Source organism: Williamsia sp. M5A3_1d (assembly GCF_053345315.1).
Genome location: NZ_JBKEZX010000001.1, coordinates 901969 through 927927, shown reverse-complemented (window position 1 = coordinate 927927; position 25959 = coordinate 901969). Strand labels below are relative to the sequence as shown.

At 70.5% G+C, this 25959-nt stretch carries 19 protein-coding genes; 12 read left to right on the top strand and 7 right to left on the bottom strand.

The window, feature by feature from the left end; translation table 11 throughout:
- Nucleotides 1-83: 83 nt before the first annotated feature.
- The gene (locus ACLBW1_RS04335) at nt 84-1451 is read left to right on the top strand and encodes a sugar transferase (protein WP_447810290.1); all 1368 of its coding nucleotides are present in this window, start codon (nt 84-86) and stop codon (nt 1449-1451) included.
- 23 nt (nt 1452-1474) lie between these two features.
- Here the strand turns inward: ACLBW1_RS04335 and ACLBW1_RS04330 are convergent, their stop codons facing one another.
- Genes ACLBW1_RS04330 through ACLBW1_RS04310 form a run of 5 tightly spaced genes read right to left on the bottom strand, consistent with a single transcriptional unit; the run spans nt 1475 to nt 6609 of the window.
- Nucleotides 1475-1840 carry a holo-ACP synthase gene (locus tag ACLBW1_RS04330; RefSeq protein WP_447810288.1) on the bottom strand — a complete coding sequence of 122 codons (366 nt, stop codon included), beginning with the start codon at nt 1838-1840 and terminating at the stop codon, nt 1475-1477.
- Nucleotides 1837-2949, bottom strand: a complete 1113-nt coding sequence (locus ACLBW1_RS04325; protein ID WP_447810287.1) for a glycosyltransferase — start codon at nt 2947-2949, stop codon at nt 1837-1839. Before ACLBW1_RS04325 ends, ACLBW1_RS04330 begins: the two co-directional genes overlap by 4 nt.
- Entirely contained in the window at nt 2946-5402 is a 2457-nt protein-coding gene (locus tag ACLBW1_RS04320; RefSeq protein WP_447810286.1) for a glycosyl hydrolase, read from the bottom strand. Before ACLBW1_RS04320 ends, ACLBW1_RS04325 begins: the two co-directional genes overlap by 4 nt.
- Entirely contained in the window at nt 5399-6373 is a 975-nt protein-coding gene (locus tag ACLBW1_RS04315; RefSeq protein WP_447810285.1) for a DUF1839 family protein, read from the bottom strand. The genes ACLBW1_RS04320 and ACLBW1_RS04315 overlap by 4 nt, the downstream gene beginning before the upstream one ends.
- Nucleotides 6370-6609, bottom strand: a complete 240-nt coding sequence (locus ACLBW1_RS04310; protein ID WP_045824496.1) for an acyl carrier protein — start codon at nt 6607-6609, stop codon at nt 6370-6372. The genes ACLBW1_RS04315 and ACLBW1_RS04310 overlap by 4 nt, the downstream gene beginning before the upstream one ends.
- A 328-nt stretch (nt 6610-6937) precedes the next feature.
- Here ACLBW1_RS04310 and ACLBW1_RS04305 point away from each other — a divergent pair, with 328 nt between their 5' ends.
- The 7 genes from ACLBW1_RS04305 (at nt 6938) to ACLBW1_RS04275 (ending at nt 17502) form a co-directional block, all read left to right on the top strand.
- On the top strand, nt 6938-8104 hold the full coding sequence (locus ACLBW1_RS04305; protein ID WP_447810284.1) for an acyl-CoA dehydrogenase family protein: 1167 nt from the start codon (nt 6938-6940) through the stop codon (nt 8102-8104).
- A gap of 5 nt (nt 8105-8109) precedes the next feature.
- A complete protein-coding gene (locus ACLBW1_RS04300) occupies nt 8110-9114 on the top strand; it encodes an amino acid--[acyl-carrier-protein] ligase (RefSeq protein WP_447810282.1) in 1005 nt (334 codons plus the stop codon).
- Between the two features lie 325 nt (nt 9115-9439).
- Nucleotides 9440-10363 carry a glycosyltransferase family 4 protein gene (locus ACLBW1_RS04295; RefSeq protein ID WP_447811139.1) on the top strand — a complete coding sequence of 308 codons (924 nt, stop codon included), beginning with the start codon at nt 9440-9442 and terminating at the stop codon, nt 10361-10363.
- Nucleotides 10360-13797: an oligosaccharide flippase family protein gene (locus ACLBW1_RS04290; protein ID WP_447810281.1), complete on the top strand. Its 3438-nt coding sequence runs from the start codon at nt 10360-10362 to the stop codon at nt 13795-13797. The genes ACLBW1_RS04295 and ACLBW1_RS04290 overlap by 4 nt, the downstream gene beginning before the upstream one ends.
- Nucleotides 13794-14924 (top strand): glycosyltransferase family 4 protein, encoded by a 1131-nt coding sequence (locus ACLBW1_RS04285; protein ID WP_447810280.1) that lies wholly within the window; start codon nt 13794-13796, stop codon nt 14922-14924. Before ACLBW1_RS04290 ends, ACLBW1_RS04285 begins: the two co-directional genes overlap by 4 nt.
- A complete protein-coding gene (locus tag ACLBW1_RS04280; protein ID WP_447810279.1) occupies nt 14921-16324 on the top strand; it encodes an O-antigen ligase family protein in 1404 nt (467 codons plus the stop codon). Before ACLBW1_RS04285 ends, ACLBW1_RS04280 begins: the two co-directional genes overlap by 4 nt.
- Before the next feature lie 86 nt (nt 16325-16410).
- Nucleotides 16411-17502 carry a beta-xylosidase gene (locus ACLBW1_RS04275; protein ID WP_447810278.1) on the top strand — a complete coding sequence of 364 codons (1092 nt, stop codon included), beginning with the start codon at nt 16411-16413 and terminating at the stop codon, nt 17500-17502.
- Nucleotides 17503-17523: 21 nt separating this feature from the next.
- Here ACLBW1_RS04275 and ACLBW1_RS04270 read toward each other — a convergent pair whose 3' ends face one another.
- Nucleotides 17524-19269 carry a hypothetical protein gene (locus ACLBW1_RS04270; protein ID WP_447810277.1) on the bottom strand — a complete coding sequence of 582 codons (1746 nt, stop codon included), beginning with the start codon at nt 19267-19269 and terminating at the stop codon, nt 17524-17526.
- Nucleotides 19270-19478: 209 nt separating this feature from the next.
- On the opposite strand from ACLBW1_RS04270, the gene ACLBW1_RS04265 reads away from it, so the two are divergent.
- From ACLBW1_RS04265 to ACLBW1_RS04250, 4 genes are read left to right on the top strand one after another with little or no spacing between them, the layout of a single operon-like run.
- Complete coding sequence (locus tag ACLBW1_RS04265; protein ID WP_447810275.1) at nt 19479-20558, top strand: cellulase family glycosylhydrolase; 1080 nt, start codon at nt 19479-19481, stop codon at nt 20556-20558.
- A gap of 60 nt (nt 20559-20618) precedes the next feature.
- Nucleotides 20619-22388 carry an SDR family oxidoreductase gene (locus ACLBW1_RS04260; RefSeq protein ID WP_447810274.1) on the top strand — a complete coding sequence of 590 codons (1770 nt, stop codon included), beginning with the start codon at nt 20619-20621 and terminating at the stop codon, nt 22386-22388.
- Nucleotides 22389-22399: 11 nt separating this feature from the next.
- On the top strand, nt 22400-23323 hold the full coding sequence (locus ACLBW1_RS04255; protein ID WP_447810273.1) for a metal-dependent hydrolase: 924 nt from the start codon (nt 22400-22402) through the stop codon (nt 23321-23323).
- A gap of 20 nt (nt 23324-23343) precedes the next feature.
- Nucleotides 23344-24444, top strand: coding sequence for a PDR/VanB family oxidoreductase (locus ACLBW1_RS04250; protein WP_447810272.1), 1101 nt, complete (start codon nt 23344-23346; stop codon nt 24442-24444).
- Nucleotides 24445-24489: 45 nt separating this feature from the next.
- Here ACLBW1_RS04250 and ACLBW1_RS04245 read toward each other — a convergent pair whose 3' ends face one another.
- Entirely contained in the window at nt 24490-25881 is a 1392-nt protein-coding gene (locus ACLBW1_RS04245; RefSeq protein ID WP_447810271.1) for a hypothetical protein, read from the bottom strand.
- Nucleotides 25882-25959 lie beyond the last annotated feature (78 nt).

Below are 25959 nucleotides of genomic sequence, written 5' to 3'. Positions count from 1 at the left end.
GTTCCAGGGGGAAGGTGGCCCGCCTCGTCGGGTCACGCAGTCCATGTTTTGGGGGATTCATGAGCGTCAGGAATTTTCGTGGCGTGACCGAGGTCACAACACCGCCACGGCGCGTACGTCGGGTCGGTTTCGGCCGACAACGCATCGATGCGGTCCTGGTGGTCTGCGAGTTGATCATCGTCGGCCTCCTGCTCGCGGTCGCGACGCAGCAGCGATGGCCCGTACCCGAGGCCGCGGTCTTCATCGCCCTGCTGGGCACCGGCGGGCTCTACCGCTCGCGCCTCAACGCCTCAGCGCTGGAGGTACTTCCGCGTCTCGCGGGGTTCTGCGTGCTCGCCACCCTCGCCGTGGTCGTGGTGTTCGATCCCACGACACCCATCCTGCGCGCCGGCGCCGAGGCCCTCGGCGTCGCATCGGTGCTGTTCGTCGTGCGGGTCGTCTACTACGGGATCGTCCGCGCGCGCCGCCGCGGCAGCCCCGCCATGCGCTCGCGTACCGCGATCGTCGGCGGCGGCATGGTCGCCTCGAAGATCCTGCAGAACCTCGAGCAACACCCCGAGTTCGGGCTCGAACCGGTCATCGTGGTCGACAAAGATCCTCTGCCCGAGATCGTCGAGTGGGGCACGCCCGTCACGAACGGTGTCGAGAACCTGCGCGAGATCGTGTTACGCCACGACGTCGAGACGGTGATCGTCGCGTTCAGCCGCACCACCGACCAGAGCTACGTGGCCCCGCTGCGCCAGTGCGACGACCTCGATTGCGAGATCTTCATCGTCCCGCGTCTGTTCGAGTTCGTGCACCTCACCAACGACATGGACCGGGTCCACACCGTCCCGCTCGTCCACGTCCGTCGCAGTGCACAGCGCGCATGGTGTTGGCACGCCAAACGTCTTGTCGATCTCGTGGTCTCGTCACTGATGCTGCTGCTGGTGTCGCCGGTCCTGCTCGCGTGCGCGCTCGTCATCGCGGTGACCGACCGCAGTGGTCCGGTCATCTTCAAACAGCAACGCACCGGCCGCAACGGGACCCTGTTCAACCTGTACAAGTTCCGGTCGATGCGACCGGTGTCGGCGGCGACCTCCGACGTCGACTGGAGTCCCGACCGATCACAGCGGCTCACCGCCATCGGACGTCTCCTGCGCAAGACCTCGATCGACGAGCTGCCGCAGCTGTGGAATGTGGTGCGCGGCGACATGTCTCTGGTCGGTCCGCGCCCCGAACGGCCGCATTTCGTCGAGCAGTTCGAGAGCACCGTGCCGTCGTACCAGCACCGACACCGCGTCAACGTCGGTCTCACCGGCTGGGCCGCGATCAACGGCCTGCGCGGCGACACGAGCATCGACGATCGTGCGATCTACGACAACTTCTACATCGAGAACTGGAGCATCTGGCTCGACGCCAAGATCATCCTGCTGACCTTCAAGGCGATGCTGCGCGGCACCGGCTCCTGACGCCGGCGGGTCGCGCAGCGCGGTCAGCCGATCTCGGCGAGCACGACCGCCATCGCGTGACAGTCGGTGTGCGACAGGGTGAGCACCGTCTCGCCCCACCCCAGCGTCCGCGCTCGGCGTGCCATCTCCCCGTGCAGTCGTAGCGTAGGCACGGCGCCGGCACCGACGACCTCGATCTCGGTCGGCACCGTCGCCTCGTCGGTGATGGCCAGCGCCTTGATCACCGCCTCCTTCGCCGCGAACCGCGCCGCGAGTCGGGCCGTGTCACCGTGGGATGCGGCGATCTCGTCCGGGGTGAACACACGCGTGAGGAAACGCTCACCGAAGGCCTCCACCGACCCGGCGATGTCGGACAGTGCCACCAGGTCGCATCCGAGTGCGTGACTCACCGCGCCACCGAGTCGACCAGTGTGCGCATAGACCGCCGGAAGGCGCTGCGCGAGAACGTGTCCGCATGACGGGCGATGCCGGCCGGTTCGAGGGCGCCGTCGTCGAACGACGCCATCGCCTCGGCGAGGTGCGCGACGACCTCGTCGTCGGAGCCGTTCGGCACGAGGGTCCCCGAGACGCCGGGGACGACCGTGTCGAGCGCACCGCCTTCGGCGACGGCGATCACCGGGGTGCCGCAGGCCATGGCCTCCACCGGCACGATGCCGAAGTCCTCGACGCCGGGCATCACCAGCGCGCGTGCGGTCTGCTGCAACCGGGTCATCTCCGCGTCGTCGACACGGCCGAGGAAGGTGGTCTCGGGTCCGGCGAGGCGCTCACACAACGTCTGCCACCGACCCGACCCGGCAACGACGAGGCGCACACCGGCGAGGCGGGCGGCGCGGACGGCGAGATCAGGGCGCTTGTAGGGCACGAGACGGCCGGCGAGCAGGAAGAAGTCCTCCCGTGTCGCGCCGGGGTCGAGCGTGAAGCGTTCGGTGTCGACGGGCGGATGGATCACCACCGCCTCGCGGCCCCACCACCTCTCGATGCGGTCGGCGACCTCGGTACTGTTCGCGACGACGGCCGTCAGCTCGGGTGCCGCACCGGATTCCGCGCGTCGCGCCACCGCCGCGAGGGCCGCCAGCGCTGCCCGCCCGGCGGGACCCGAGGCCTCACCGGCGCGCATCTCACGGTCCCATGCCCATCGGGCCGGGGAGTGGACGTAGGCGACGGTGGGGATGTCCCCGGCGGCGTGGGCGGCCGACACGGCGAACGCGTGGTGGCTGATGACGACGGCATCGACGTCACCGAAGTCGCTGCGGCGCAGTGCTGTCGGCACGAGCGGTAGCAGCGGTGCATACGTACGACGGCGGATCGCCCTGTGCAGCACATCGAGACGCGACACGTCGACTCGGCCCCTGAGGACGTCGACGACGGCGTCGGGGTCGGCGATCGGCACCCGCAGGTGCGCTTCGGGCCACTCCACCGCGAGTTGCTCGACGACGTGTTCGCTGCCCGCGATCTCGGTGAGCCGCTCGTGGACCAGCGCGATCCGGGACCCGCTCACGGGCCCACCGACACCGGCGCCGAGAGGTCGAGGCTGTGCACGCGGCCCCGCGGACCTCGATCGAGATCGGCGTCGGACGCGGCGGTGAGCGCGACGTCATACGGGCGGCCGGCGGCGAGATGAAACACCGAGTCGGCCGGCGTCCATCCGGGGCAGTCGATCTCGACCCACCGCGCGGTGACCGACGACTCCAGGCGCAGGGACCACTCACCCTCGACGAGGTGAGCCGACACCTCGAGGGCCCCGGCGGGGACCACGACGTTCTCCGCGGCCGGGCGCACCACGAACACCTCCCGACACCGCGGCGTCCCGTCGACGCTCAGGACGACCTCCACGGCGTCGGCGGTGCGCCGACCGAAACGGTGCGCATCGGACAGGTCGCGGAAGACACCGGTGATCTCGCTGTCGACGAACCGCACCGAACCGTGCGCGTCGACCGTGACCGCACGGACGCCCTCGGCGACGACCGAACCGCCATCGGTGGTCGCACACAGCGACAGCTCCCCGACCAGTGGCAGGCCGGTGTCGTTGACGACGTCGACCGTGATGCCCGCGAGTCCGGCGTCGCGCAACACCACCGCGACAGGCGCCCACACCCGGCTCAGCACCGACAGCGGCAGTTTGGGGTCGCCGTCGGCATCGATGAGCCCCCACCCCGCGCCGGGCACGGTGTCGGCGGCGGTCAACACGAGTGCACCGCCGCAGCGGGGATCGAGGCGCCAGTGCGCATGGCAGGCGGCCATGGCCTCGGCGACCGCGATACGCCCGAGCTGCAGATAGCGCTCGGGGTCACGGCTGCGGACCGCGGTCGGCTCGACGTCGAACAGCGCGGCGACGTAGTGGTCGCGGACATCCTCGAAATCCCAGGCCGATCCGCGGTCGCGGGGGACCGCGGCCTTCCACTCCGGGGTGTGCCCTGCGGCCGCCGCGGCGCCGAAGTGCCGCTCGACCGCCGCGGGCGAGGGTGGGATGGCGAAAGCCAGACACTCTGCGGCGAAACGTACGTCGGCACCGACGACATCGGAGACCGGGCGACGGTACCCGCCGACCCCGAACCAGTGACTGACACCGGCGTCGGGTCGTAGCGGGAACGCGTCGCTGCCCGGCGGGGCGCTGGGCGACGACTCGACATAGGGCAGACCGTACTCGGCGGCACGCGCCGCCAACGTGGTCTCGATCAGGGGCATCGTCCGTCCCTCACGCGGGAGGCCGAGCATCACCGGTTGCTGCACGGTCTCGCTGCCTCCGCTGACGACGGCGATCGCCGGGTTGCCCGACACCGCACGCACCATCGCCTCGAGTTCGGCGACCACGGTGTCGTCGAGATCGGTGGGCGGGTCGAAGGTGGCGAGCATGGCGTCCTGCCAGATCAGCAGTCCCCTCTCGGCGCAGGCGTCGGCGAACTCGTCGCCCTCGGGGAGCAGTCCCCCCGGGATCCGCACCATCGTCGCGCCTGCATCGGCGAGCAGTCGCAGGCGTCGCGTGATCGCGGCGGACACGTCGGCGACAGCCCCGGGACGCACCGGGGTCCACACCGCGCCGCGGGCGAAGACGGGGACACCGTTGACGACGAGGGTGAACCCGTCGTCGGCGGTGTCGACGGTCAGGGTCCGGAAGCCGACGGTCCTCGTGAGCGCAGGCCCGTCGCTGGTGCCCACCGTCAGCCGGTACAGCGGTTGCCCGCCGTACCCATGCGGCCACCAGAGCTGGGGACGCGTCACGGTGAGAGCGGTGACGAACCTGCCGTCGGTCACCTCGACCGTCGTCTCGATCGTCTGGCCGTCGGGATCGGTGAGACGTACGGTCACCGCGGCCGCGTCGACATCGCCCCCGCCGGTGTCGAGGCAGCGGCCCGTCACGGTGACGACACCGGTCTCCGGGTCGGCGTGGACGTCGACACCGGCGACCGCCGGAGCGTCGAAGAGGGTCATGCCGCGCCAGAACCCCACGGGTGCAGGCACATCGCCGTAGACCTTCGCGCGGCCGAGCAACGTGGTGCGCGCCCACCGCAGCCCCTGGGTCGCCACGAGCGACGACCGCCACCGTCCGCGGGGACGCCGGCTCGACGCCCACGCGGTGATCGATCCGAATCGCACCGCTATGCGGTGCCGACCCGGACCGACCGTCGCCGTGACGGGCAGGAACATCGACGCGACGGTCGCCACCTCGACGTCGTCGACGAACACCGACGCCGGAAAGCTCAGTCCCTCGAACACGATCCGTGTGTCCGCGCCGAACTCGGCGTCGGTGACGAACCACCAGTCGAGGTCGTCGATTCCGGTGGCCGCGGGGCACATCGTCCGCCATCCGTCGACGGCGTCGACCACCGTCGGGGGCGACATCGGCACCCCCGCGGCGAGGACGTCGTCGGTGAGGCCGGTGGGTTCGGTGACGGCACCGGCGGCGGTCGCCACCAGCAGACCGTCGGGCACCGTCGGCGCGACGGCGCTCACCCCAGGGAGGTGTCGACGATGTGGAGTGCCGCGCCCCACGCCTCGGCCATCGCGGTGAGCGTCTCGCTCGGATCGGCGGCGCGGCCGCGGGCGGCACGCGCCATCCGGAACTGCACCGACTTGGCCCCGGATGCCACCTCCAGGAACGGTTCCCGCGCCGCGGCGGCGCCCGCGGCACCCTGCGACTCGAGCCACACGACCACGTCGGCGGCGAGTTCGGCGGTCGCGCCGCACTGCCGCAGGGTCGCGAACGCCCACCGGTGGAAGGTCTCGAGGCCGGCGTCGGGCAGCCACCCGACCGCGTCGCGGACCGAGTCGGCGAGCCGGTCGACCGGGTTGCCCGGCGCGCGCCGATCGAGATGGGCACGAACGAGTTCGAGCGCGCGGTCGGGCGCGGCCGGGGTGACGGTGCGGCGGATCTGCTCGGTGTAGGGCGGCAACTCGGGATGCACGCCCGATCCGAGACCGAACACGCCGTCGAAGTCCTCACCCGCGAGCCGGAAGGCTCCGGCGTTGTGCAGGTACACCATCTCTCGCGCGTCACGGTCGACCGACAGCGGCACGATCGTCGTCTTCACGTGACCGCTGCGGTAGTCACTGCCCGCGGTGTCGGGCAGCCACCAGCTGTCCACCTCCACGGTGTGCATCAACCCGCGGGCCGGACCGCTCTCGACGGTGTCGAGCACCGGACGCCACAGGGCCTCCTCGGTGACCTCGATGCCGTAGAGGACGCGCAGGTCGTACTGCTCGGGTTTGATGAACGTCCACTGTCCGCCGTCGTGGTCGGCGGCGAACACCGAGATCAACGAGGGCACCGGGTCGTGACCGAGCAGGTGCAGGGTCTCGACCCAGAGGTCCACGTAGCAGTTGGTCTCCGGCCAGATCCGTTCGGCGTCGGTGTGGATCCGGTGCGCCACATGATCTTCCGGTTCGGCGAGCCCCGCCGACATGACCATCGGCGCGGCGGTCATGCCGGTACCAGCCTCCCGACGACCGCGGCGAGGTTGTCCACGGTCGCGAATGTCGACTTCTTGAGATCGGTGTCGGGGAACTCGATGTCGAACTCGTCCTCGAGCGCGAGCATCACGTTCACACTCGCGTGCGAGGTGAGACCCAGCTCATAGAGATCGACAGAGCTGTCGACCGACATGGCGTCGACGGACATCTTCCCGTGCGACACGAGAATACGACGGATCTGGTCTTGCATCGTGTTCTTCCCCCTAGAAGAGTTGCTGCCGCGAAAGCAGTTGTCCGGCCGGGTTTTCCGGCCGGTGCAGTGTGACGTCGGGACTCCCCCGTCCCGTGTGACGTCGTTCGGGTCGCGCAATGTGCTGATCGCCTCACCCTCGATGAGGGATCTGCAACTCGTCAAACCTCGACCTTTGCGATACCGTACCCGGGAACGTACCGCAGCACCACGCGTCGGGTCCACGCGCGCTGGGGAGACGTTCACTATCGCCGAGGTCGACAGCCGATGTCGCCGATGTGCACGGCCCACAGATCAATATTTCCGATCACCCGGGGGGGTAAGTTCGGTGACAATCACCGCTGTACGCACGTCCGAAGCCGTCGAGGCACCCGATCCGACCAGCACGGTCGCGGTCGCCGCCGCCCACGCCGACGACGTCGATCGCCACGCACGTTTCCCGTTCGAGGCCGTCGACGAGATGCGCTCGTCGGGACTGCTGTCCTGTTCGCTGCCCGCCGAACTCGGTGGACGCTCCACGTCGATCACCGACCTCTGCGCCATCGGCCGCAAGCTCGGCGCGGTCTGCAGCTCCACGGCGATGATCTTCGCGATGCACCACACCCAGGCACTGTCGCTGCGCTTCCACGCGACGTCGGGTGCGGCCGCCGAACTCACCCGTCAGATCGCCGAGTCCGACGCGCTTCTCGCCTCGGCGACCACCGAGATCACCACCGGCGGCGACGTCGGCAGCTCCACCTGCGCGGTGATCGTCGATGGGGACACCGTCGTCCTCGACAAGAACGCGCCGGTCATCTCCTACGGCGAGTACGCCGACTACGTCTTCGCGACCGCGCGGCGCACCCCCGACAGCCCCAGCAACGACCAGGTCCTCGTCGCGTGTCCGCGCGCCGACACCCGGCTCGAGAAGACCGGCACCTGGGACGTCCTCGGCTTCCGTGGCACCTGCAGCCCCGGTTTCCAGCTGCACGCGCAGACCTCGGCCGCCCACGTGCTGCCGACCGACTACGCCACCATCTCCGCGCACACCATGCTTCCCGCCTCGCACACCCTGTGGGCCTCGGTGTGGCTCGGCATCGCCGACGCCGCGATGGCGAAGGCCCGCGCCCAGGTCCGCTCGGCCGCCCGCAAGGCTCCCGCCGGCTCGCCGCCCCCGCAGGCGGTGAAGTTCGCCGATCTCACCGTGGTGCATCAGCGCTTCGTGTCGTCGGTGGCCCGCGAGATCGAGCGCTACGAGGCGTTTCTCGCCAGCGGGGAGGAGCACACCACGGTCGGCTTCACCCTCGCGATGAACAATCTCAAGCTCGACGCGTCCACCACCATCGTCGAGGTCGTCATCGGTGCCCTGCAGCTCTGCGGCATCAGCGGGTACCGCGAGGACCACCCGGCGTCGATGGGGCGGTTGCTCCGTGACGCGTTCGGCCCGCAGCTGATGGTGTCCAACGACCGCATCCGCGCCAACAACGCCCAGCTCGTGCTGGCCTACCGGGGGTGACGGACATGACTGTGACGACCACACCGGGAACCGTCGAACCCACCCAGACCGCCACCCCACAGACAACAGCCCCACACACAACCGCCACAACCGAACTCGACCGCGCACGCGCTCAGTTCCGTGACGATCTCATCGACGCCGGACTGCTGGTGCCCTCGGGCATCGACGGCCTCTACGGGCGCGGAGCGATGTTCGAGGACGTCATCGACGCGATCGACGAGGTCGTCGTGGCCGCGGGTCGCGCCGCCCACGCCGACGCGCCACGCCGGCTGCGGTTCCCACCGGTGTTCCCGCGGGAGTCGTTCGAGAAGACCGACTACATCGCGTCGTTCCCGAACCTGACCGGCGCCATCTCGACGTTCACCGGTGACAACCGCGCGCATCGCGCGTTGCTCGCCGACCGGGAGTCGGGTGCCGATTGGGATCACCATCTCGCCTCGGCGGGAACGATGCTCGTCTCCGCCGCCTGCCATCCGAGCTACTCCACCCTCACCGGCACCCTGCCCGACGGTGGCGTGCTGATGGACGTCTACGGCTACTGCTTCCGTCACGAGCCCGCCGTCGATCCCGCGCGCATGCAGGCGTTCCGCATGCACGAGTTCGTGATCGTGGGTTCGCCGCAGCAGGCCGAGGACCACCGCGACAGCTGGGTACCCCGCGGTCTCGCCGTTCTCGACCAGCTGGGCCTCGCCGCCCGCGACGTCCCGGCCAACGACCCGTTCTTCGGGCGTGCCGGAAAGATGCTGGCCGCCAACCAACTCGACGAGAACCTCAAGACCGAACTCGTGGTGTCGCTCTACGGCGATCTCGACGACGGGACGGCCGTGGTGTCGTGCAACTGCCACCGAGACCACTTCGGGGAGACGTTCACGATCGCGACCGCCGACGGAGAGGTCGCGCACAGCGCCTGCGTCGGTTTCGGGATGGAGCGCATCGCGCTCGCGATGTTCGCCACACACGGTCTCGACGTGTCCGCCTGGCCCGCGCAGCAGCGCGGCCTGCTCGGCTGACCCGTACCCGTCCCTGCTCGAGACGCCAGTGACCGATTCCCAGTTCGAGTCGCGCATCGACGCGACCCCGGCCGAAATGACCACCACCGCCATGACTTCTGCCCCGATCACACCGACAGCGACGACGTCGACCCAGACGTCCTCCACACCGACGCCCTCCAGTCAGACACCCGTCCGACCCGGGGTGTCCACCCCGGCGCACCGAGCGACCGACACCCACGACGTGGTGTTCGGTGCGCTCGCGCTGCGACCCGGCGGCAGCGGGGTGCAGACCTACGCCCGTGAGCTCGTCGCGGCGGCGGCCACCCTCGCGCCGGAGTTGTCGATGGCCGCGGTGATCCAGTCCGACGCCACCGGTGAACTGCCCGTCACGGTCGAGCCGCTGACCCGCAAGGTCAGTTCCGGTGTCCGGCGGGCGTTCTCGGGCCTGCGTCCGGTGCACACGCCAGGGCGGGTCTTCCACTCCCTCGACGTCGACCTGCCGCTGCTCCGCGACGGGATCACCGTGTCGACGGTGCACGACCTGTCGGTGTTCGACACGCCGTGGGCGTCGTCGGCGCTGCGGGCACGCGGCGAGCGGGCACTGCTGTGGCGGGCGCTGAACCGCGCCGACGTGCTGATCGCGGTGTCGTCGTTCACCGCCGAGCGGATCGCCGACATCTTCGGCCGCGGAGCACATGTCATCCCGCTGGCGCCCGCGTCGTGGGCGACCCCGCCGAGCGCCGAGGCGGTCGCCGAGGTCCGCACCCGCCTCGACCTGCCCGAGCGCTTCGTCCTGCAGGTCGGGACCGTCGAACCGCGCAAGGACGTCGCACTGCTCGCCGAGGCCTGTGCCGAGGCGGACATCCCGCTGGTGCTGGCCGGCGCGGGCTCCACCGGGCCGGACGCACCGGCATCGGCCCACGGCCTCGGCTACGTCGCGACCGACGATCTGCCCGCGCTGTACGCGGCGGCCACCGTCACCGCGTACTGCTCGCGCTACGAGGGTTTCGGCCTCCCGCCGGTCGAGGCGATGGCGTGCGGCGGCGCGGTGGTCGCCAGCGCGGTGGGCGCTCTCCCCGACGTCGTCGACGACGGTGCGCTGCTGGTGGCCGGCCACGGCCCCCTCGCGTGGGCCCGCACCCTGCGCGAGGCCGCGGCACCGGAGATGAACGCACATCTGCGTGAGCGGGGCCCGATCGCGGCCGGCGCGCTGAGCTGGGAGGCCACCGCCGCCGCGACACTCGAGGTCTACGAGAGCACCCGGTGACCTCGGCCGTCGACACCCGCCCGGGGACCACCGGACCGGCGCAGGCGACCGCCGCGGATCCGGCGGGGCCGGGGTCGGGTACCCCCACCCCGAAGGGCTCCATCGCCCGCAACATCGGCTCGATGTTGTTGGGCCGCTTCTTCGTCGCCGCGCTCGGCTGGGCGGGCAGCATCGCCATCGCCCGATCGCTGGGCAGCGAGGAGTGGGGTCAGTACTCGTTCGTGTTCGGCCTGCTCGGGGTGCTCAGCGTGATCACCGACCTCGGGGTCGGTCGTGTCGTGCTCAGCCGCCTCGTCGGCGACAGCGAGAGCGAGACACGTCTCGTCGCGAGCTCGTTCATCGCGCTGCGCCTCGGGCTGGGTCTCATCGGGTACGTCGCGGCGGTCGGGTTCGTCGTGCTCGCGAACTACCCCGGCGTGGTCGTCACCGCCACCGCCATCGCGGGACTCGTCGTGGTCATCGCGACGCCGAGCCACTCGCTCACCGTGCTCTACCAGAGCCGTCTGAAACTGACCGTCGTCTCGGTCATCGAATCACTGAGCCAGATCGTGCAGCTCGCGGCGACCGTCATCGCGGTCGTCGTGGCGCCGGTCCTGCTCGTGGTCGTCATCCCGGCCGTCCTGTTCGAGCTGGTCTCCCTCGTCTCCAAGGGCGTCGTCCTGCACCGCGGTGGACTCGGGTTCCGCCCCGCGAAACGCATCGAGGTCTGGCGGTGGTCGGAGATGCTGCGCGAGGCGTTCCCGCTCAGCATCGGCTTCGCGCTGACCGTGCTGCTGACCAAGATCGACATCCCGCTGCTGTCGAAACTCGACTCGTTCGACGCCGTCGGGCACTACGCCATCGCCTACAAGTTCTCCGACCTCGTCTCGATGATCGGCATCGCGGTGACCACCCCACTGGTGACGGTGCTGGTCGCCAGCTGGCCCGAACGCCTCGACGAGTTCCGCGGCCGCATGCGCGACGCCGCCGTCCTCACCACCCTGCTCGGCGGAATGGCCGTCATCGGCATCTGGCCGGCCGCGGCACCCCTGATCCGACTGCTCTACGGCACCGACTACGCCGACGCCGACAACGCCACCCGCCTGCTCGTGCTGGGCGCCGGTCTCAGCAGCTTCACCCTCCTGGGCGTCATGACCCTCGTCAGCACCGGACGCCTGCGCACGTTCCCGATCATCGCCGGATTCGGGTTGGCACTCAACGTGATCGCGAACATCGTGCTCATCCCGCGGATGTCGTTCGAGGGGTCGGCGGTCGCGACCGTGGGCACCGAGATCGTCATGTGTGTGCTGATCTGGGCCGCGGTCCTGCGCGAGGTGGCCATCGGTGGACTCTTCCCGTGGCGCACCATGTCCGGGCTCCTCGGTCTGATCGCGGTGCTCACCGTCGCGGTCACCCTGCTCGCCCCCGCCGACTCGGTGTTCGGCATCGTGCTCGGCGCGGTCGGTGCACTGGCCCTGCCGGTCGCGGCACGCGCCGTCGGGATCACCGAGAGCCTCGATCCGCGCCGCATGCTCTCCGGTCCCGCCCCGACCGACCCGGATGGGCCCGGTTCCGGCCCGGGTCCCGAACCCGACGGCAGCCCCGACACTCCGGGCCCCGACATCGCGGGCCCGGCCATCGTGGGACCCGACGGCACCGGCCCCCAGATCGTGCGCCCCGACATCGTCGACACCGCGACCGTCGTCGAGCCGACCTTCTTCGGCCCGGCCGCGACCCCGCTGTTCGGCACCGTGCACCGACCGGTGTCCGGGGTGGCCCGCGCGGGCGTGGTGATGTGCCCGCCGCTGGGCAAGGAGCAGATCGACACCACCCGTGGGGTCCGGATGCTCGCCGAGGACCTCGCCCTGTCGGGGATGGTGGTGCTGCGCATGGACCATCTGCACACCGGCGAGTCGTGGGGTGAACAGGACTCGCCCGATGCGATCGAGAACTGGCTCGCCGGGATCGTCCACGCCGTCGACCATGTGCGCAGCACAGGTGTCACCGAGGTCGTCCTCGTCGGCCTGCGGGCCGGCGGTCTGCTCGCCACCGCCGCCGCCGAACGCATCGACGGTCTCGCCGGCCTCGTGCTGTGGGATCCGGCGCTGCGGGGACGGACCTTCGTCCGCGGCCAGACCCAGCTGTTCCGGATGGCCGTCGCCGCCGATTCCGCCGGGGAGTCGCTACGCGGCCACACCGACGACGTCGTCGACATCGTCGGCGCCGGATGGCACCGGCAGACCGCGCAGGCGTTGTCGGCCATGTCGATCACCCTCGAGTCGCTGCCCGAGTGCCCTGTCCTGCTCGCGACGTCCGACGCCGATCTCGCGTCGGCCCCCGCCCGCGCGCTGCTCCACGACGAACGTCCCGCCGGGCGCGTGGAGGTGGTGCGGACGGTCGACCCGACCGCCTTCGTGACCCCACCGAGCTTTCTGGTGGAGCTGCCGCACGAATCTGTGCTCGCGATCGGCGCCTGGATCGATCAACTGCTGCCCACCGAACCCCTTGTCGTACATCACCCGACGCGGTCCTGGGCCGTCGTCGACGGCGACCCGACCGGTTCCGCGTCGGACTCCTCGGTCATCACCGAGATCGTCACCGCGCCCGACCGGCCGCTGGTGTGGATCACCCGCCCGGCCCGGGGCGTCGCCCACAGTGGCCTCGTCGTGCACTCGACGGCCGCCGACGTCCGCACCGGTCCCGCCCGACTGTGGCGCGACCTCGCCGTCGAGGCGGCACGACTCGGCGCGATCACGGTGCGCTACGACCGACGTGGTGTCGGCGAGAGCGGACGCGTCAACCGGGCCGACGACTTCGCACCGCTGCACTCACCGATGGCGATCACCGACGCCCGCGAGGTCCGCGACCTCGCGCGGTCGCTCACGCCGGGACCGCTCACCCACGTGGGGATCTGCTCCGGGTCGTGGGCGGCGTCGCGGGTCGCACTCGACGTCGCCGACGACCTCGCCGCCCGGCGCACCGACGACGCTCCCGTACAGCTCGACCGGGTCGTGCTGGTCAACCAGCTCACCTGGCGACGCGACGCACCGGTGCTGGGCGCCGACGCCCCGCTGGCCCCCGAGGTCACCGGCGCGACCGACGACGCGGCGTCGTCGTTGCGCGGTCGGCTCAAGCCGCTCGTGGCGCGCTTCGCCCCCTACCCGCTGTTCGACGCGGTCGCCCGCCTCGGGGTCATGCAGAGCCCACGACTCCTGCTCCGTCCACTGGCCAAGGCCGGGATCGAGACGCATCTCGTGTTCGGTACCCGCGACTACGAGCACTTCCTGAGCCAACGCGGCCTCCAGGCACTGAGCAGCGTCGGCCGCAGCGGCCGGGGCCCGTCGGTCCACGTCGCCCCCGGTGGCGACCATCCCGGGTTCCATCCGGTGGTCCGGGAGGCGGTGCTCACCGAGTGCCTGCACACGGTCGCCCTCGACGGTCGGGAGCGGTCATGACCCAGCGCGTGCTGTTCGTGACGCACTCACCGCAGCGTTCGGGCGCCGAATCGGTGATGCTCGACCTCGCCGCCGAGTGCCATCGCCGCGGGATGTCGGTGTCGGTGGCGTGCCCGGTGGGGCCGCTGTCGGAATCGTTCCCGCCGTGGGTCGTCCACGTCGACATCCCGCACCTCGGTCGCGACCACGGTCGTCGCACCCGCGCCGGGGCCGCCTGGGGGATGGCGCGGTCGATGGTCGTCGCCGCACGCACGTTGCGCGCCCACCGCGGCACCCCGATCGTCGCGAACTCGGCCCACACCCTGCCCGCCCTGCGTCTCGCCGGTGCGCGGTCGGTCGCATGGCTGGTCCACGACCACGTCGTGAGCCGCAAGACACGAGCGTTCATCGCCGCGGGCCGTCCGGTGCTCGGCCGGGTGGTCGCGGTGTCGCCGGCCACCGCATCGGCGCTCGAAGGCCTCGTCGACCGTGTCGAGGTCGGTCGTCTCGGCGTCGACGTCCCCGACACCGCACCCGCCACCGGGACACGGCCGGCCGGTCTCCTGCGGGCGGGCACGCTGTCGGTGCTCACCCCGTGGAAGGGGGTGGACGTGTTCCTCGAGGCGATCGCCCGACTCGACGACGCGACCGCGGTCGTCGCGGGTGAGGCCTTTCCCGGCGATGTCGGGTACGCCGCGCAGCTCTACGAGCGTGCCGGACAGCCCGATCTGGCCGGGCGCGTGACGTTCCCGGGGCGGGTGCGCGCCGCCGACGCCCTCGCACGGTGGACGGTGCACGTCTCGGCGAGCATCGCGCCCGAGGCCGGCCCGCTCACGGCGATGGAGGCGATGGCCGTCGGCGTGCCCGTCGTCGCCACCGATCACGGCAACCCGCGCACCCTCCTCGCCGACGGCCGCGGAGTGCTGGTGCCCCCGGGCGATCCGGTCGCCCTGGCCGACGCGATCTCGTCGATCGCCGCCGACCCGCGCGGCACCGCGGACATGGTCGCGCGCGCGTACGCCCATGTCGCCGAACACCACGACCGCCGCGAGACCGTCCCGGCGCTGCTCGATCTGCTCGTCGGTCCGACACCCTCGCGTACCCCGGCCGACACCGCCGACGCGGTCCCGACAGGCGGTGCGCGGTGAGCGTCGCGACATACGGCGTCGCCGGGATCGTGGGACTCGCCGTCGCGGCGTGGATCCTGATCCGGCCGCAGCGTGGGGTCCTGTTGTTCGCTGCGATCTCGCCGCTGCACTACATCCTGATCTTCGCCCTCGGCGCCGGCTTCCCCAACGGCTGGAAGGAAGGCCTCCTGGGCTTCACCGCGGTGTGTGCGGTGATCCGCACCCGGTGGTCGGCCGTGCCGCGCTTCACCCAACCGTGGGCGTATCTGTTCGCCCTGTTCGCCGCGATCGGGATCATCAGCGCGCTGGTGACCCTGCCGGTGGACGTCGCGCTGTCGCCGATCAAGATCACGTTCTTCTACGGCCTGGTGTTCCCGATCATCATCTGGTTGCGCCCACTCGACGCCGGCGATCGCGACCACCTGATCTCGATCATGATGCTGCTCGGTCTCGGCACCGGCCTGTACGGCATCTATCAGCAGTTCATCGGTGCCGAAGCCCTTGCCGCCCAGGGGTTCGCCTACAACACCGACATCCGTTTCGCCGGAGGGTTGCTGCGATCGTTCAGCACCTTCGGTCAGCCGTTCCCGTTCGCGCTCTTCATGATGCTCGTGCTCCTGGTGTGCGGATCGGTCGCCGTCGCGCAACCGCGGCGTCCCCGCAACCTGGTGTTCCTCGTGCTCACCCCGATCTACCTCGTCGCGATGTCGACCGCGGTGGTGCGAGCGGCGTTCCTCGGATTGCTGATCGGCCTGGTGTGGATCGGGCTGCACCGCTACCGGAAGTTGTTGATCGGCCTCGGTGTCGGCGCGGTGATCGCCGCCGCCATCACCGCGGTCTTCTCCGGCCCGGTGCTCTCGACGTTCCTGTCCTCGAACAGCCTCGGTGAGCGCGGCACGGGGTGGAGCGACTCGATCACCTCGATCCTCGGTCATCCCTTCGGCATCGGCCTGGGGACAACGGGTTCGGCGGCAGAGGTGGTGGCGAAGGCGACCCGGTCGTCGTCGGTCCCGTACCAACCCGACAACTACTACATCAAGGTGGCGATCGAGTTGGGGCCCTTGGCCCTGTGGGTGTTCGTCGGCGTGCTCGTCGTGGCGGTGTTGCACACCGTCCGCGCGGCGCGCGTCGCGACCGACCCGGTCGATCGCAATCTGTGCGTGGGCATCTCGGCGTCCGCCGTCGCCGTCGCCGCCGCCGCACTGGTCTCGACCTACTTCGAGATCTTCCCCGACGACGCCTATTTCTGGCTGCTGCTCGGCGCCGCCGCCTCGACGGTCGTCGCGCCCCGCCGAGCCGACGGTGACGCTGACGACCGCCACGACGGTGCCGGCGACATCTACCGCGCCCCGCTGCCGCCCGGCGTGGTGACGGCCCACCACACCGTGAGCCCGCCTGATCCATCGCCTCGAACGCTGTGACACGGCGCGCATCCCGGGTCCTCGAACGGTTCTCGATCAGACGACGTACCTTCTCTCGACGAAGGACCGTCGTCGTCGCTGCGCTGGTGTTCGTCACCGTTCTCGCGGTCGCCGCGGCGGTCACCGTCATCGTGATGCCGACACCGCTGGCCCGGTTCCTCGACATCCACGACACCGCGATCGACCACACCTGCGTGCCGGCCACGCCGCAGACCCCGATCGGTGTCGCCACGGGCAGCGGACTCACGTCGCTGTCGGACGCCGACCTCGACCGGACCCTCGACATGACCGTCGCCGGGGGCATGCGGTGGATTCGTTTCGACGTCCCGTGGAGTTCGGTGGAGTCCACACGTGGCCGATACGACTGGGCCGCGACCGACCGTGTGGTCGACGCCGCGCGGGCTCGCGGTCTGACCGTCCTCGGCATCGTCGACACGACACCGACGTGGGCACGACTCCCGGGTGCGCTCGACAAGGAGTTCTCGCTGCCGAGCGACACCGCCGCGTTCGGCGACTTCGCCGGCCTCGCCGCGCGGCAATACGCCGAGAAGATCAGCGCCTGGGAGGTGTGGAACGAGCCGAACATCGTCAATTTCGCCGCTCCCGCACCCGATGTCGCGCGCTACGCCCGGATGCTGTCGGCGGCGTCGGTCGCCATCCGCGCCAACGCCGCGCCGGGGGTCACCATCGTCACCGCCGGGCTCTCACCCGCGGTCGATGCGGGCGGCAACATCTCTCCCACCAGGTTCCTGAGCACGCTCTACCGCGTCGCCGATTCCTCGGCGTGGGACGCGGTGGGCATCCATCCGTACAGCTATCCGTATCTACCGCTGGACTCGACGTCGAAGGCGTTCAACGCCTTCGCGCAGTTGCCCGCGCTCTACGCGACCATGCGACGCAACGGCGACGGCGCGAAGAAGCTGTGGGTCACCGAGTACGGGGCGCCGACGGGCGGTACCGACAAGCAGAAGGTTTCCGAGCAGCTCCAGGCCGACTCGCTGTGGTCGGCGATCATGTCGACCCGATCCCGCGGGCACTTCGGTCCGTTCTTCGTCTACAGCCTGCGCGACGCCGGCACCGACCGCTCCGACGCCGAGGACAACTTCGGGTTGCTGCGCAACGACTTCGGTCCGAAGAAGGCCTACGCCGAGGTCCGGGCCGCCACCGACTGCCGCTGAGTCGGCGGCGGTGTCGCGACCTCAGCTGTGGGTCGACTGCGGGGTACGCGCTGATTCGTCGGCGGTTTCCTCGTCGGCCTCGGCGGCCTCGGTGTCGGCGACCTGCGAGACCTCTTCGGCCGACTCCGACGTGACGTCGTCGGTGTCCGGTTCCACCGGCTCCGCCTCGTCGGTGTCGGACACATCGGTCGTGTCGGACACCTCGGCCTGCTCGGGCTCGACCGCCTGCACGGATTCCGTGCTCGGGTCCTGCTGCGGCACAGGGACCTGCTGTGTCGGAACGGGATACACCCCGGCGTCGGCGACGACGCGGTTCGGGACCGTCGACATGCCGTTCGCACCCTCGGCGACCAGCGGCCGGTAGGGCAGGTAGCCCGCGGCGGGATCGTTCGGGGTGATCGGCGGGGCGGGAGAGATCGGTGCGACCGGCGCGGAGACCGGGGCCTGCGGACCGGGGGCCGCGCCGTCCGCGGCAGCCGGCGCGGGGGCCGACGCCGGGCGACCCGACGGGTCGGCCGGCTTGCGGAACGCGACCGCGAGACCGCCTGGCAGACGGAAGGTCCCACGCTTGCCGGGGGTGACGACCACGATCGTCGGGATGTCCCATGCGGCGAGGTTCTCCAGCGCGGTCACCACCCGCGCACGGTCGGACTGACCGTCACGCACCACCACCACCGCGAGGGCGTGATGCCGCTCGTCGGGGGTCCAGTCGTCGTCGTCGATGTCACGTCCGTCGACGCGTCCGACCACGTGCGCGAGGATTCGGGTCACCACGCCACGGACCTGCTCGGACGCGACGATGAGGACCGGACCCGAGGCGCCGGACACCGCAGCGAGGGTCGACGACGAGATCTCCTCACCGCGGCGCGGGATGTCGACGGCCGCATGTGCACGGCGACCGACGCGGCGCGCCCACTCGGGGTTCACCGTTCGCCCGAGGTACGACCGCGCGAACACCAGGATCTCGGCCGCGAGGATCAGGGCCAGCAGGCCCGCCACCGCGGCGATGGCGATCGGCGGGATGCTGCTGTCCTTGCGACCGCCCGCGGGCTGCGAGAGCAGGATCAATCGCTGCGTGGTCGTGGCCACCGGCTGCGCCGCGGTCGCCGCGGTCTGCTGCTGCGTCTTGAGCTGGTCGATCTGCGAACGCAGTGCGGCGAGGATCCCAGCGGCGGGACCGTCGGCGTTGATGACACCGTCGAGCTGGGCGGTCAGGGACTCCAGTTGTGAAGTGAGCGACTGCAATCCGGTGCCCATGCCGTTGCTGGCCGGAGGCGATGCCGCCGACTGCTGGCGCAGCACATACGTCGAGTCGAGGGTCGACACCACGGCCTTGGCCAGGGTCGATGCGTCCTGCGCAGAGTCGGCCTCGGTGGTGACGTCGACGATGCCGGGCACCGTAGAGGCGGCCACCACGATGTCCTTCGACAGCTGCGACGCATCCAGGTCGAGACGGGCGGTCCTCGCGATCTGCGCCAGAACCTGCTGGTCGGAGGCCAGCGCGACGAACGGACCGGCCGCGGTCGCGGCGTCGGTCGAGGTCGGCCCGGACTGGCCGCTCGCCGCGGAACCCGGTGTGACGATCTGCGCGACCACCGACGCCTGATACCGCTGGGCGGCGAACGATTGATAGCCGAAGACGCCCAGCGCCACCACGATCGCGATCACGATCGCGATGGGTGCGACCTTCAGCAGTCCGCGCGCGTGCCCGAGCAGATCTACGGTGGGCTCGTTGCCCGTCGACGGCGTGCGTGTGTTTTGCTTCATCCGAACATCAACTCCCCCTGCAACACGCCTCCCCAGCGGTTGCTCCCGTGCCCCCTCCCCGAGGGCGATCGGTCATGCCGGACCACATGCTACTGCACGCTGGCGAATGAGGTGTTCACTCCAGTCGTGCATCTGCGCCGACCGCCGACCACGCGAGCGGCAAACCACTTCTGAACACCGCGATCACACACGACCGACACGAGGACATGATGCAGCTCACATTTCGATCACGGTGGACGCGACTGGCGCTGACCGCGGCGACGATCGTCGGAATCGCCACCACCGCCGCCGCCCCCGCCGCGACCGCCGCCGGATGCGTGCCCCCTGTCGGGGTGTCACCCGGCGCGTCGATCTACGGCTATTCCGACGCCGAGCTGAACCAGACCTTCGCGCAGATGCGTGCCGTCGGGGCGAGCTGGACTCGTATCGACATCGCGTGGAGCTCGATCGAGGCCAACCGCGGCGTGTTCACCTGGGGGACCACCGACCGACTGGTCAATGCCGCACGCGCACAGGGCCTCAAGGTCCTCGGCATCGTGGCCTACACGCCGAGATGGGCGCGCTCGGCGTCGCCCGTCGACTCCGACAAGGTCGCACCGGCCAACCCGGCGGACTTCGGCGCGTTCGCCGGCCGCGTCGCCTCGCACTACGGAAACGCGTTGTCGGCGTACGAGATCTGGAACGAGCCGAACCTGCAGGCCTTCTTCCTGCCTCGCGTCGATCCGGGACGGTATGTGCGGTTGCTGGCCGCGGCGAGCACCGCCATCCGGCGCGTGAACGGCGGCGCGGTGATCGTCGGCGGCGGCGTCACCGGCGCGAGCAACGGCGGCGGCAACATGAACCCGGTGGATTTCGTGCGGGCCATGTACGGCGCGGGCGCAGCACCGTTCCTGAACGTGGTGTCGGTGCACCCCTACAGCTATCCCGTCGACCCTTCCGACACCGGGAACCCGTACAACTACTTCAACTCCATCCCCGCGATCCACGCGACGATGGCCGGTGCCGGCGACGCACGCAAGTCGATCTGGATCACCGAGTTCGGCGCGCCGACCGGGGCGGGGACCAACGCCGTGAGCCCCGCGGCGCAGTCGGCGACGATCGTGCACGGCGTCGCCCGGGCCAGGCAGTTCGGCTACGTCGGCAACGTGTTCGTCTACTCCCTGCGCGATGCGGGGAACAACGCCTTCGACCGCGAGCAGAACTTCGGCCTCCGCTACTCCAACGGCACCCCGAAGCCCGCGTACAACGATCTGCGCGCCTTCCTGGCCCGATGCGGAGCGACGCGATAGCGGGGTTCCGGGCACGATTCGTACCCCAGGTACCTGTAACTGGGTGTAACGTGCAGTTTCGTGGAGTCCTCCGAACGTGATCTGTGGCGGCGTCGCACCGTCACCCGCGACGGTGTGCAGCTCGCCGTCTTCGAGGCCGGCGACGTCGATGCGCCGACCGTCGTGCTGGTCCACGGGTGGCCCGACACCCACCACCTGTGGACCCACGTCGCGCCGATCCTGGCGCGCCGCCACCATGTGGTCGCCTACGACACCCGCGGGTACGGGGAGAGCGACGCACCCTCGGGTGATGCGCCCTATCGCCTGGCCGAACTCGCCGCCGACCTGTTCGCCGTCATCGACGCCGTCTCCGACGAGCCCGCCCACGTCGTCGCCCACGACTGGGGTTCGGTGCAGACGTGGGAGGCGGTGACGACCGCGGGGGCGGGCGACCGGATCGCCTCGTTCGTGTCGGTCTCGGGACCCAACCTCGACCATCTCGGCACCTGGGCGCGCGAGAAGCTCGCACGCCCCACCCCCACCGCGGTGCGACAGGCGCTGTCGCAGGTCGCGTCGTCGGCCTACACCGTCATGTTCCAGCTCCCGGTGGTGCCGAAGCTCTTCTTCGGCGCGCTGGGGTGGGCGCCGGTGTGGCGGCAGTTCCTGCACCGCGTGGAGGGCACCGCACCCGGCGACGTCACCGTGGGCCCCACCCTGCACCACGACATGATCTCGGGCCTGCGGTACTACCGCGCCAACATCCGCGCGCACCTGTTCTCCCCGGACGCCCGGTCGACGACGGTGCCGACCCTGGAGATCGTCAACACACGCGACATCGCCCTGCGCAGCGCCATCTTCGACAACACCCCGCGCTACACCGACAAGCTGTGGCGCCGAGACCTGCCGACCGGGCACTGGCTGCCCTACTCGCGCCCGGAGCTGTTGGCGGAGAGCGCGATCGACTTCATCGACTCCGTCATCACCGGTCAGCCCAGCGCGACCGTCGCCCGGGCGCGCGTCACCGGCGACACCCGCGGCGCCGTCGAGGGGACGTTGTCGGTGATCACCGGCGGCGGCAGCGGGATCGGCCGCGAGACCGCGCTGCTACTCGCCGCCGAGGGTGGTGACGTGGTCATCGCCGACATCGATCACGGCGCCGCGCAGAAGACCGCCGACGAGATCACCGGCTCCGGTGGCACGGCGCACGCCTACGCTCTCGACGTCGCCGACAGCGACGCCTTCGCCCGGTTCGCCGCCACCGTCGCCGAGGTCCACGGCGTCCCCGACATCGTCGTCAACAACGCCGGAATCGGGCTCGCCGGAGCGCTCCTCGACGCCACCGACGCCCAGATCCGACGGCTCGTCGACATCAACCTCGTGAGTGTGGCCACCGGCAGCCGCGAGTTCGGCAGGCTGATGGTGGCGCGCGGACTCGGCGGCCAGATCGTGAACCTCGCCTCGGCGGCGGCGTTCACCCCCCAGCGGGGCCTCGGCGCCTACGCCGCGACCAAGGCGGGTGTGCTGCTGCTCAGCGAGTCGCTGCGCGCCGAGCTCGCCGAACACCACATCGGTGTCTCGGCGATCTGCCCCGGCATCGTCGACACCAACATCATCTCCGCGACCGAGTTCGCCGGCGCCTCCGGTGACAACCAGGAACGTCTCCGCGACCGGATGAACGGCATGTACCGGCGCCGCGGCTTCACCCCCGATCGCGTCGCGGTCGAGATCCTCGACGCCATCACCCGCAACCGTGCCGTCGTGCCGGTGACCATCGAGGCCTCGGTGGGCTACCGCGTGTACCGATTCCTACCCGCACTCTCGCGCCGCATGGCGCGCACATCGCTGTTCTAGAGGAGTTCGTCATGACCGATCTGTCCATGCGGCCCACCCACGATCGGGCCGCCGCCCATGATCCCCACACCGACCCAGGCCCCGTCACCCTGCACGCCCGCAACGTGGCGTTCGACTTCGAGAAGACGCCGCTGCACTGGATTCCCGGACACCCCATGGCGTCGAATGTGATCAGCATGCTCAACCTGCTGCTGCCCGAGGGGGAGCGGTGGTTCGTCGCCACCTACAACGAGGCGCTGCCGCTCGTCGCCGACGAGGAACTCGCCGCCACCATGCGCGGGTTCATCGGTCAGGAGGCGATGCACGCCGAGGCACACGACAAGGTGCTCTGGGACTTCCTCGACCGCCACGGACTCGATCCGCGTCCGTTCCAGCGTCAGATGCAGTGGCTGTTCCGCAAGGTGCTCTCCCCCAAGACCTCGTGGACCCCCGAGGCGCAGCGCAAGGATCTCGTGGAGCGGCTGTGGTTGATCGCGGCGATCGAGCACTACACCGCGATCCTCGGTGACTTCGCGCTCAACAACACCTGGCGCGCACACGGTTCCGATCCGGCGATGACCGACCTGTTCACCTGGCACGGCGCCGAGGAGGTCGAGCACCGCTGTGTGGCCCACGACGTGGCCGCCTACTTCGGTGACGGCTACCTGCGTCGGGGGCGTGCGATGTTCATGGCGCTGTCGGGTCTGCTGCTGCTGATCCACCGCGGCAGCCGTTTCATCGCCAAGAGCGACCCGTACCAGAAGTATTCGTACCGACGGATGTGGACCGAGTACGCCCGTGGCGCCCGCGCCGGCGTGCTGCCGACACTCCGGTCGATCGTGTTCGCGACGTTCAGCTACTTCAAGCCGACGTTCTATCCCGACCAGATCGGTTCCACCGCACAGGCCGTCGCCTATCTCGCCGCCTCGCCGGCGGCGCGCGGCGCGGGGCGGTGACCCCGGAACGAGCCGGTCGCATGGAGGTCGGTGACCTCGAGCAGACCCCGGCGCATCTGTACGGCCGATACCGACACGATCCGGCGATGAAAGCGGTCGAGATCATCAGCCGCGCATACCCGTTCTTCGTGCGGTTCATGCGCGACCCGCACATCCCGCCGCCCGAATCGGGCATCACGACGGTGCGGATCACCGAGCGGACGGTCGTCGCCGAGGACGAGAACGTGGTGTCGCTGCGGTTCTCCCCACTCGACGGCGAGGAGCTCACCCCCTGGTATCCCGGCGCCCATCTCGACCTGCTGTTGCCGTCGGGGCGGATGCGCGAGTACTCGCTGTGCGGCGATCCCACCGACCGCACCCACTACCGCATCGCGGTCCGCCGCATCCCGACCGGCGGCGGGGGGTCGATCGAGGTGCACGACACCCTGCGGGTCGGTGACACCGTGGCGATCAAGGGTCCGCGCAACGCCTTCCCGCTCGCCCTGCCCGGCCGTGGATCGCCCGCGCAGCGGTTGCGGTTCATCGCCGGCGGCATCGGCATCACGCCGATCCTGCCCATGGTGGCCGCCGCCGACCGGCTCGATCTCGACTGGTCGATGATCTACACCGGGCGTAGCGCTGAATCGCTGCCCTTCATCGAACAGCTGCGCAGCCACGGCGACCGTGTCACCATCCGCACCGACGATGACGGCGGGATACCCACCGCCGACGAGCTCCTCGGGCCCATCGAACCGAAGACCGCGGTCTACTGCTGCGGACCGGTCCCGATGCTCGAGGCGATCCGCGTCGCGATGCGCGATCTCGACGACACCGAACTGCACTTCGAACGCTTCAGTCCCCCTCCGGTTCTCGATGGGAACGCGTTCGACGTGACGTTGTCCTCGACCGGGGACCGCGTCGGGGTCTCGGCCACCGAGTCGACCCTCGCCGCGCTACGACGGATCCGGCCCGCGGTCCCCTACTCGTGCCAGCAGGGGTTCTGCGGGACCTGCCGCGTGCGCGTCACCGAGGGCGTGGTCGACCACCGCGACACCCTCCTCACCGAGCCCGAGCGGGCGGCGGGCTGGATGCTGAGTTGCGTCTCCCGCAGCGACGGGACCGATCTCACGCTCGAGCTGTAGCCGAGCCGGGTCGGCGTCGCGGGCGATGTGCTCGCACGCCCGAGATCAGGGCAGCAGGATGGGCGGCAGGCCCGGGATCGGGTTGGGGATACTGCGTCGACGCGGCGGCGGGGCCGTGCGCCGCTGCGGGGTCCCGGGCCGCGCGGTCTGCTGTTGCGCGAAGGTGGGCGGCGGAGGCGGCGGGGTGTAGCGCAGCAGCGGGGCCTGCGCGGAGCGGGTGTCGAGCGGTGGGCGCGACTTGGGCGCCGGGCTCCCGGGTACCGCGGAGGTCTGCGCGACCATGCCCTGCGCGGCGGTCGACTCCGCACTCGAGGTGTCGCCGTCGCCGCCGAGCCACGACAGGCCGACGACGAGTCCGCCGATGACCCCCGCCCCGATGACCGTGGCGACGCCGACGAGAACACGACGGTGATCGCCGCCGGTGCTGCCGCTCGACGCACGCGTCGGATGCGCGGGTGGGGTGTAGTGCCGGGGGCCGGGAGAATGCATCACGCCTCGCTGATCATGCACGGTGGGGGGTGTCCGTTCGGTGAGATCGGCCGGCCGGTACACATCCTGCTCCCCCGTCGCGCCGGCCGGCGCAAACGGGGAAGGATCCGGGAGATATGTCCCGGTCGGCAGTCCGACGTCGGCCACCAGGCGGTCCTGGCCCTGTTCGGCCGCGTGACCGCGATGGCCGGACGGCGCGGGCAGGACCTCGATCGACGGCGGCACGGGCTGCGACGACGGCTGGGCCCCCGGTACGAGCGCGGTCGAGTCGACCGGGGGCGCGGCGGGTACGGGCACGGTCGCCGTCGACGGCGGGCCCGCCGTCGGGGGCAGGAGCGCGGCGTCGGCGGGTTCGTCGTACTCGTGGCGCCGGGCGCCGACGGCCGGGACGGCGGTGTCGGGGCCGGGGTCGCGCAAGGCGACGGCGGGGATCGGGGCGAGGTGCGACAGCGTCGGGAACAGTCCCGGCCACTGCTCGTGCTCGGGCATGAAGACCAAAGCGCCGACCGGCGGGGTGGAGTCGAGAGCCACTGCCTGCCAGAGACTCTGGGCCGCGAGCAGGTGCGGTTGGAGTCCTGCGTAGTAGTCGCGTCGCGACACCCGGAACATCGAGACATGGTGCGAACCCATCGCGAACGCGCCGTCGGTGACGATGAGCCGCGCGCGGATGTCGGGCATCAGATCGATCAACTCGGTCGCCCAGTCGAACGAGGCGGGGCGCTCGACGCGACCCGACCGCACGAGGTGATCGGCCATCGACAGATCGAGCATCCGCGGGCACAGTTTCCCGTCACCGCGTTCGACCAGACTCACCCCGGTCGAGGCGTCGACGACGGCGGTCCGAAGGCCGCCTTCGTTGAGCTCGACCAACACGAACGCCGCACAGTTCTCGACCCCGGACGCCGCGAGCGTCCGCGTCACCTCATGGAGCAACGATTCGTCGAGCATGACCGCACCCGAGTGCGGTGCGCGTTGCGCAGTGGACATTTCCCCCCCGAGACACGACCGCCACCATCCCCACGGCGT

Excerpts from the sequence above, each read along its gene's own strand:
- ACLBW1_RS04245 (WP_447810271.1), bottom strand. The coding sequence starts at position 25,881 with ATGCTCGACGAATCGTTGCTCCATGAGGTGACGCGGACGCTCGCGGCG.
- ACLBW1_RS04255 (WP_447810273.1), top strand. The coding sequence starts at position 22,400 with ATGACCGATCTGTCCATGCGGCCCACCCACGATCGGGCCGCCGCCCAT.
- ACLBW1_RS04285 (WP_447810280.1), top strand. The coding sequence starts at position 13,794 with ATGACCCAGCGCGTGCTGTTCGTGACGCACTCACCGCAGCGTTCGGGC.
- ACLBW1_RS04310 (WP_045824496.1), bottom strand. The coding sequence starts at position 6,609 with ATGCAAGACCAGATCCGTCGTATTCTCGTGTCGCACGGGAAGATGTCC.
- ACLBW1_RS04295 (WP_447811139.1), top strand. The coding sequence starts at position 9,440 with ATGGCCGCGGTGATCCAGTCCGACGCCACCGGTGAACTGCCCGTCACG.
- ACLBW1_RS04270 (WP_447810277.1), bottom strand. The coding sequence starts at position 19,269 with ATGAAGCAAAACACACGCACGCCGTCGACGGGCAACGAGCCCACCGTA.
- ACLBW1_RS04300 (WP_447810282.1), top strand. The coding sequence starts at position 8,110 with ATGACTGTGACGACCACACCGGGAACCGTCGAACCCACCCAGACCGCC.
- ACLBW1_RS04265 (WP_447810275.1), top strand. The coding sequence starts at position 19,479 with ATGCAGCTCACATTTCGATCACGGTGGACGCGACTGGCGCTGACCGCG.
- ACLBW1_RS04315 (WP_447810285.1), bottom strand. The coding sequence starts at position 6,373 with ATGACCGCCGCGCCGATGGTCATGTCGGCGGGGCTCGCCGAACCGGAA.
- ACLBW1_RS04250 (WP_447810272.1), top strand. The coding sequence starts at position 23,344 with ATGGAGGTCGGTGACCTCGAGCAGACCCCGGCGCATCTGTACGGCCGA.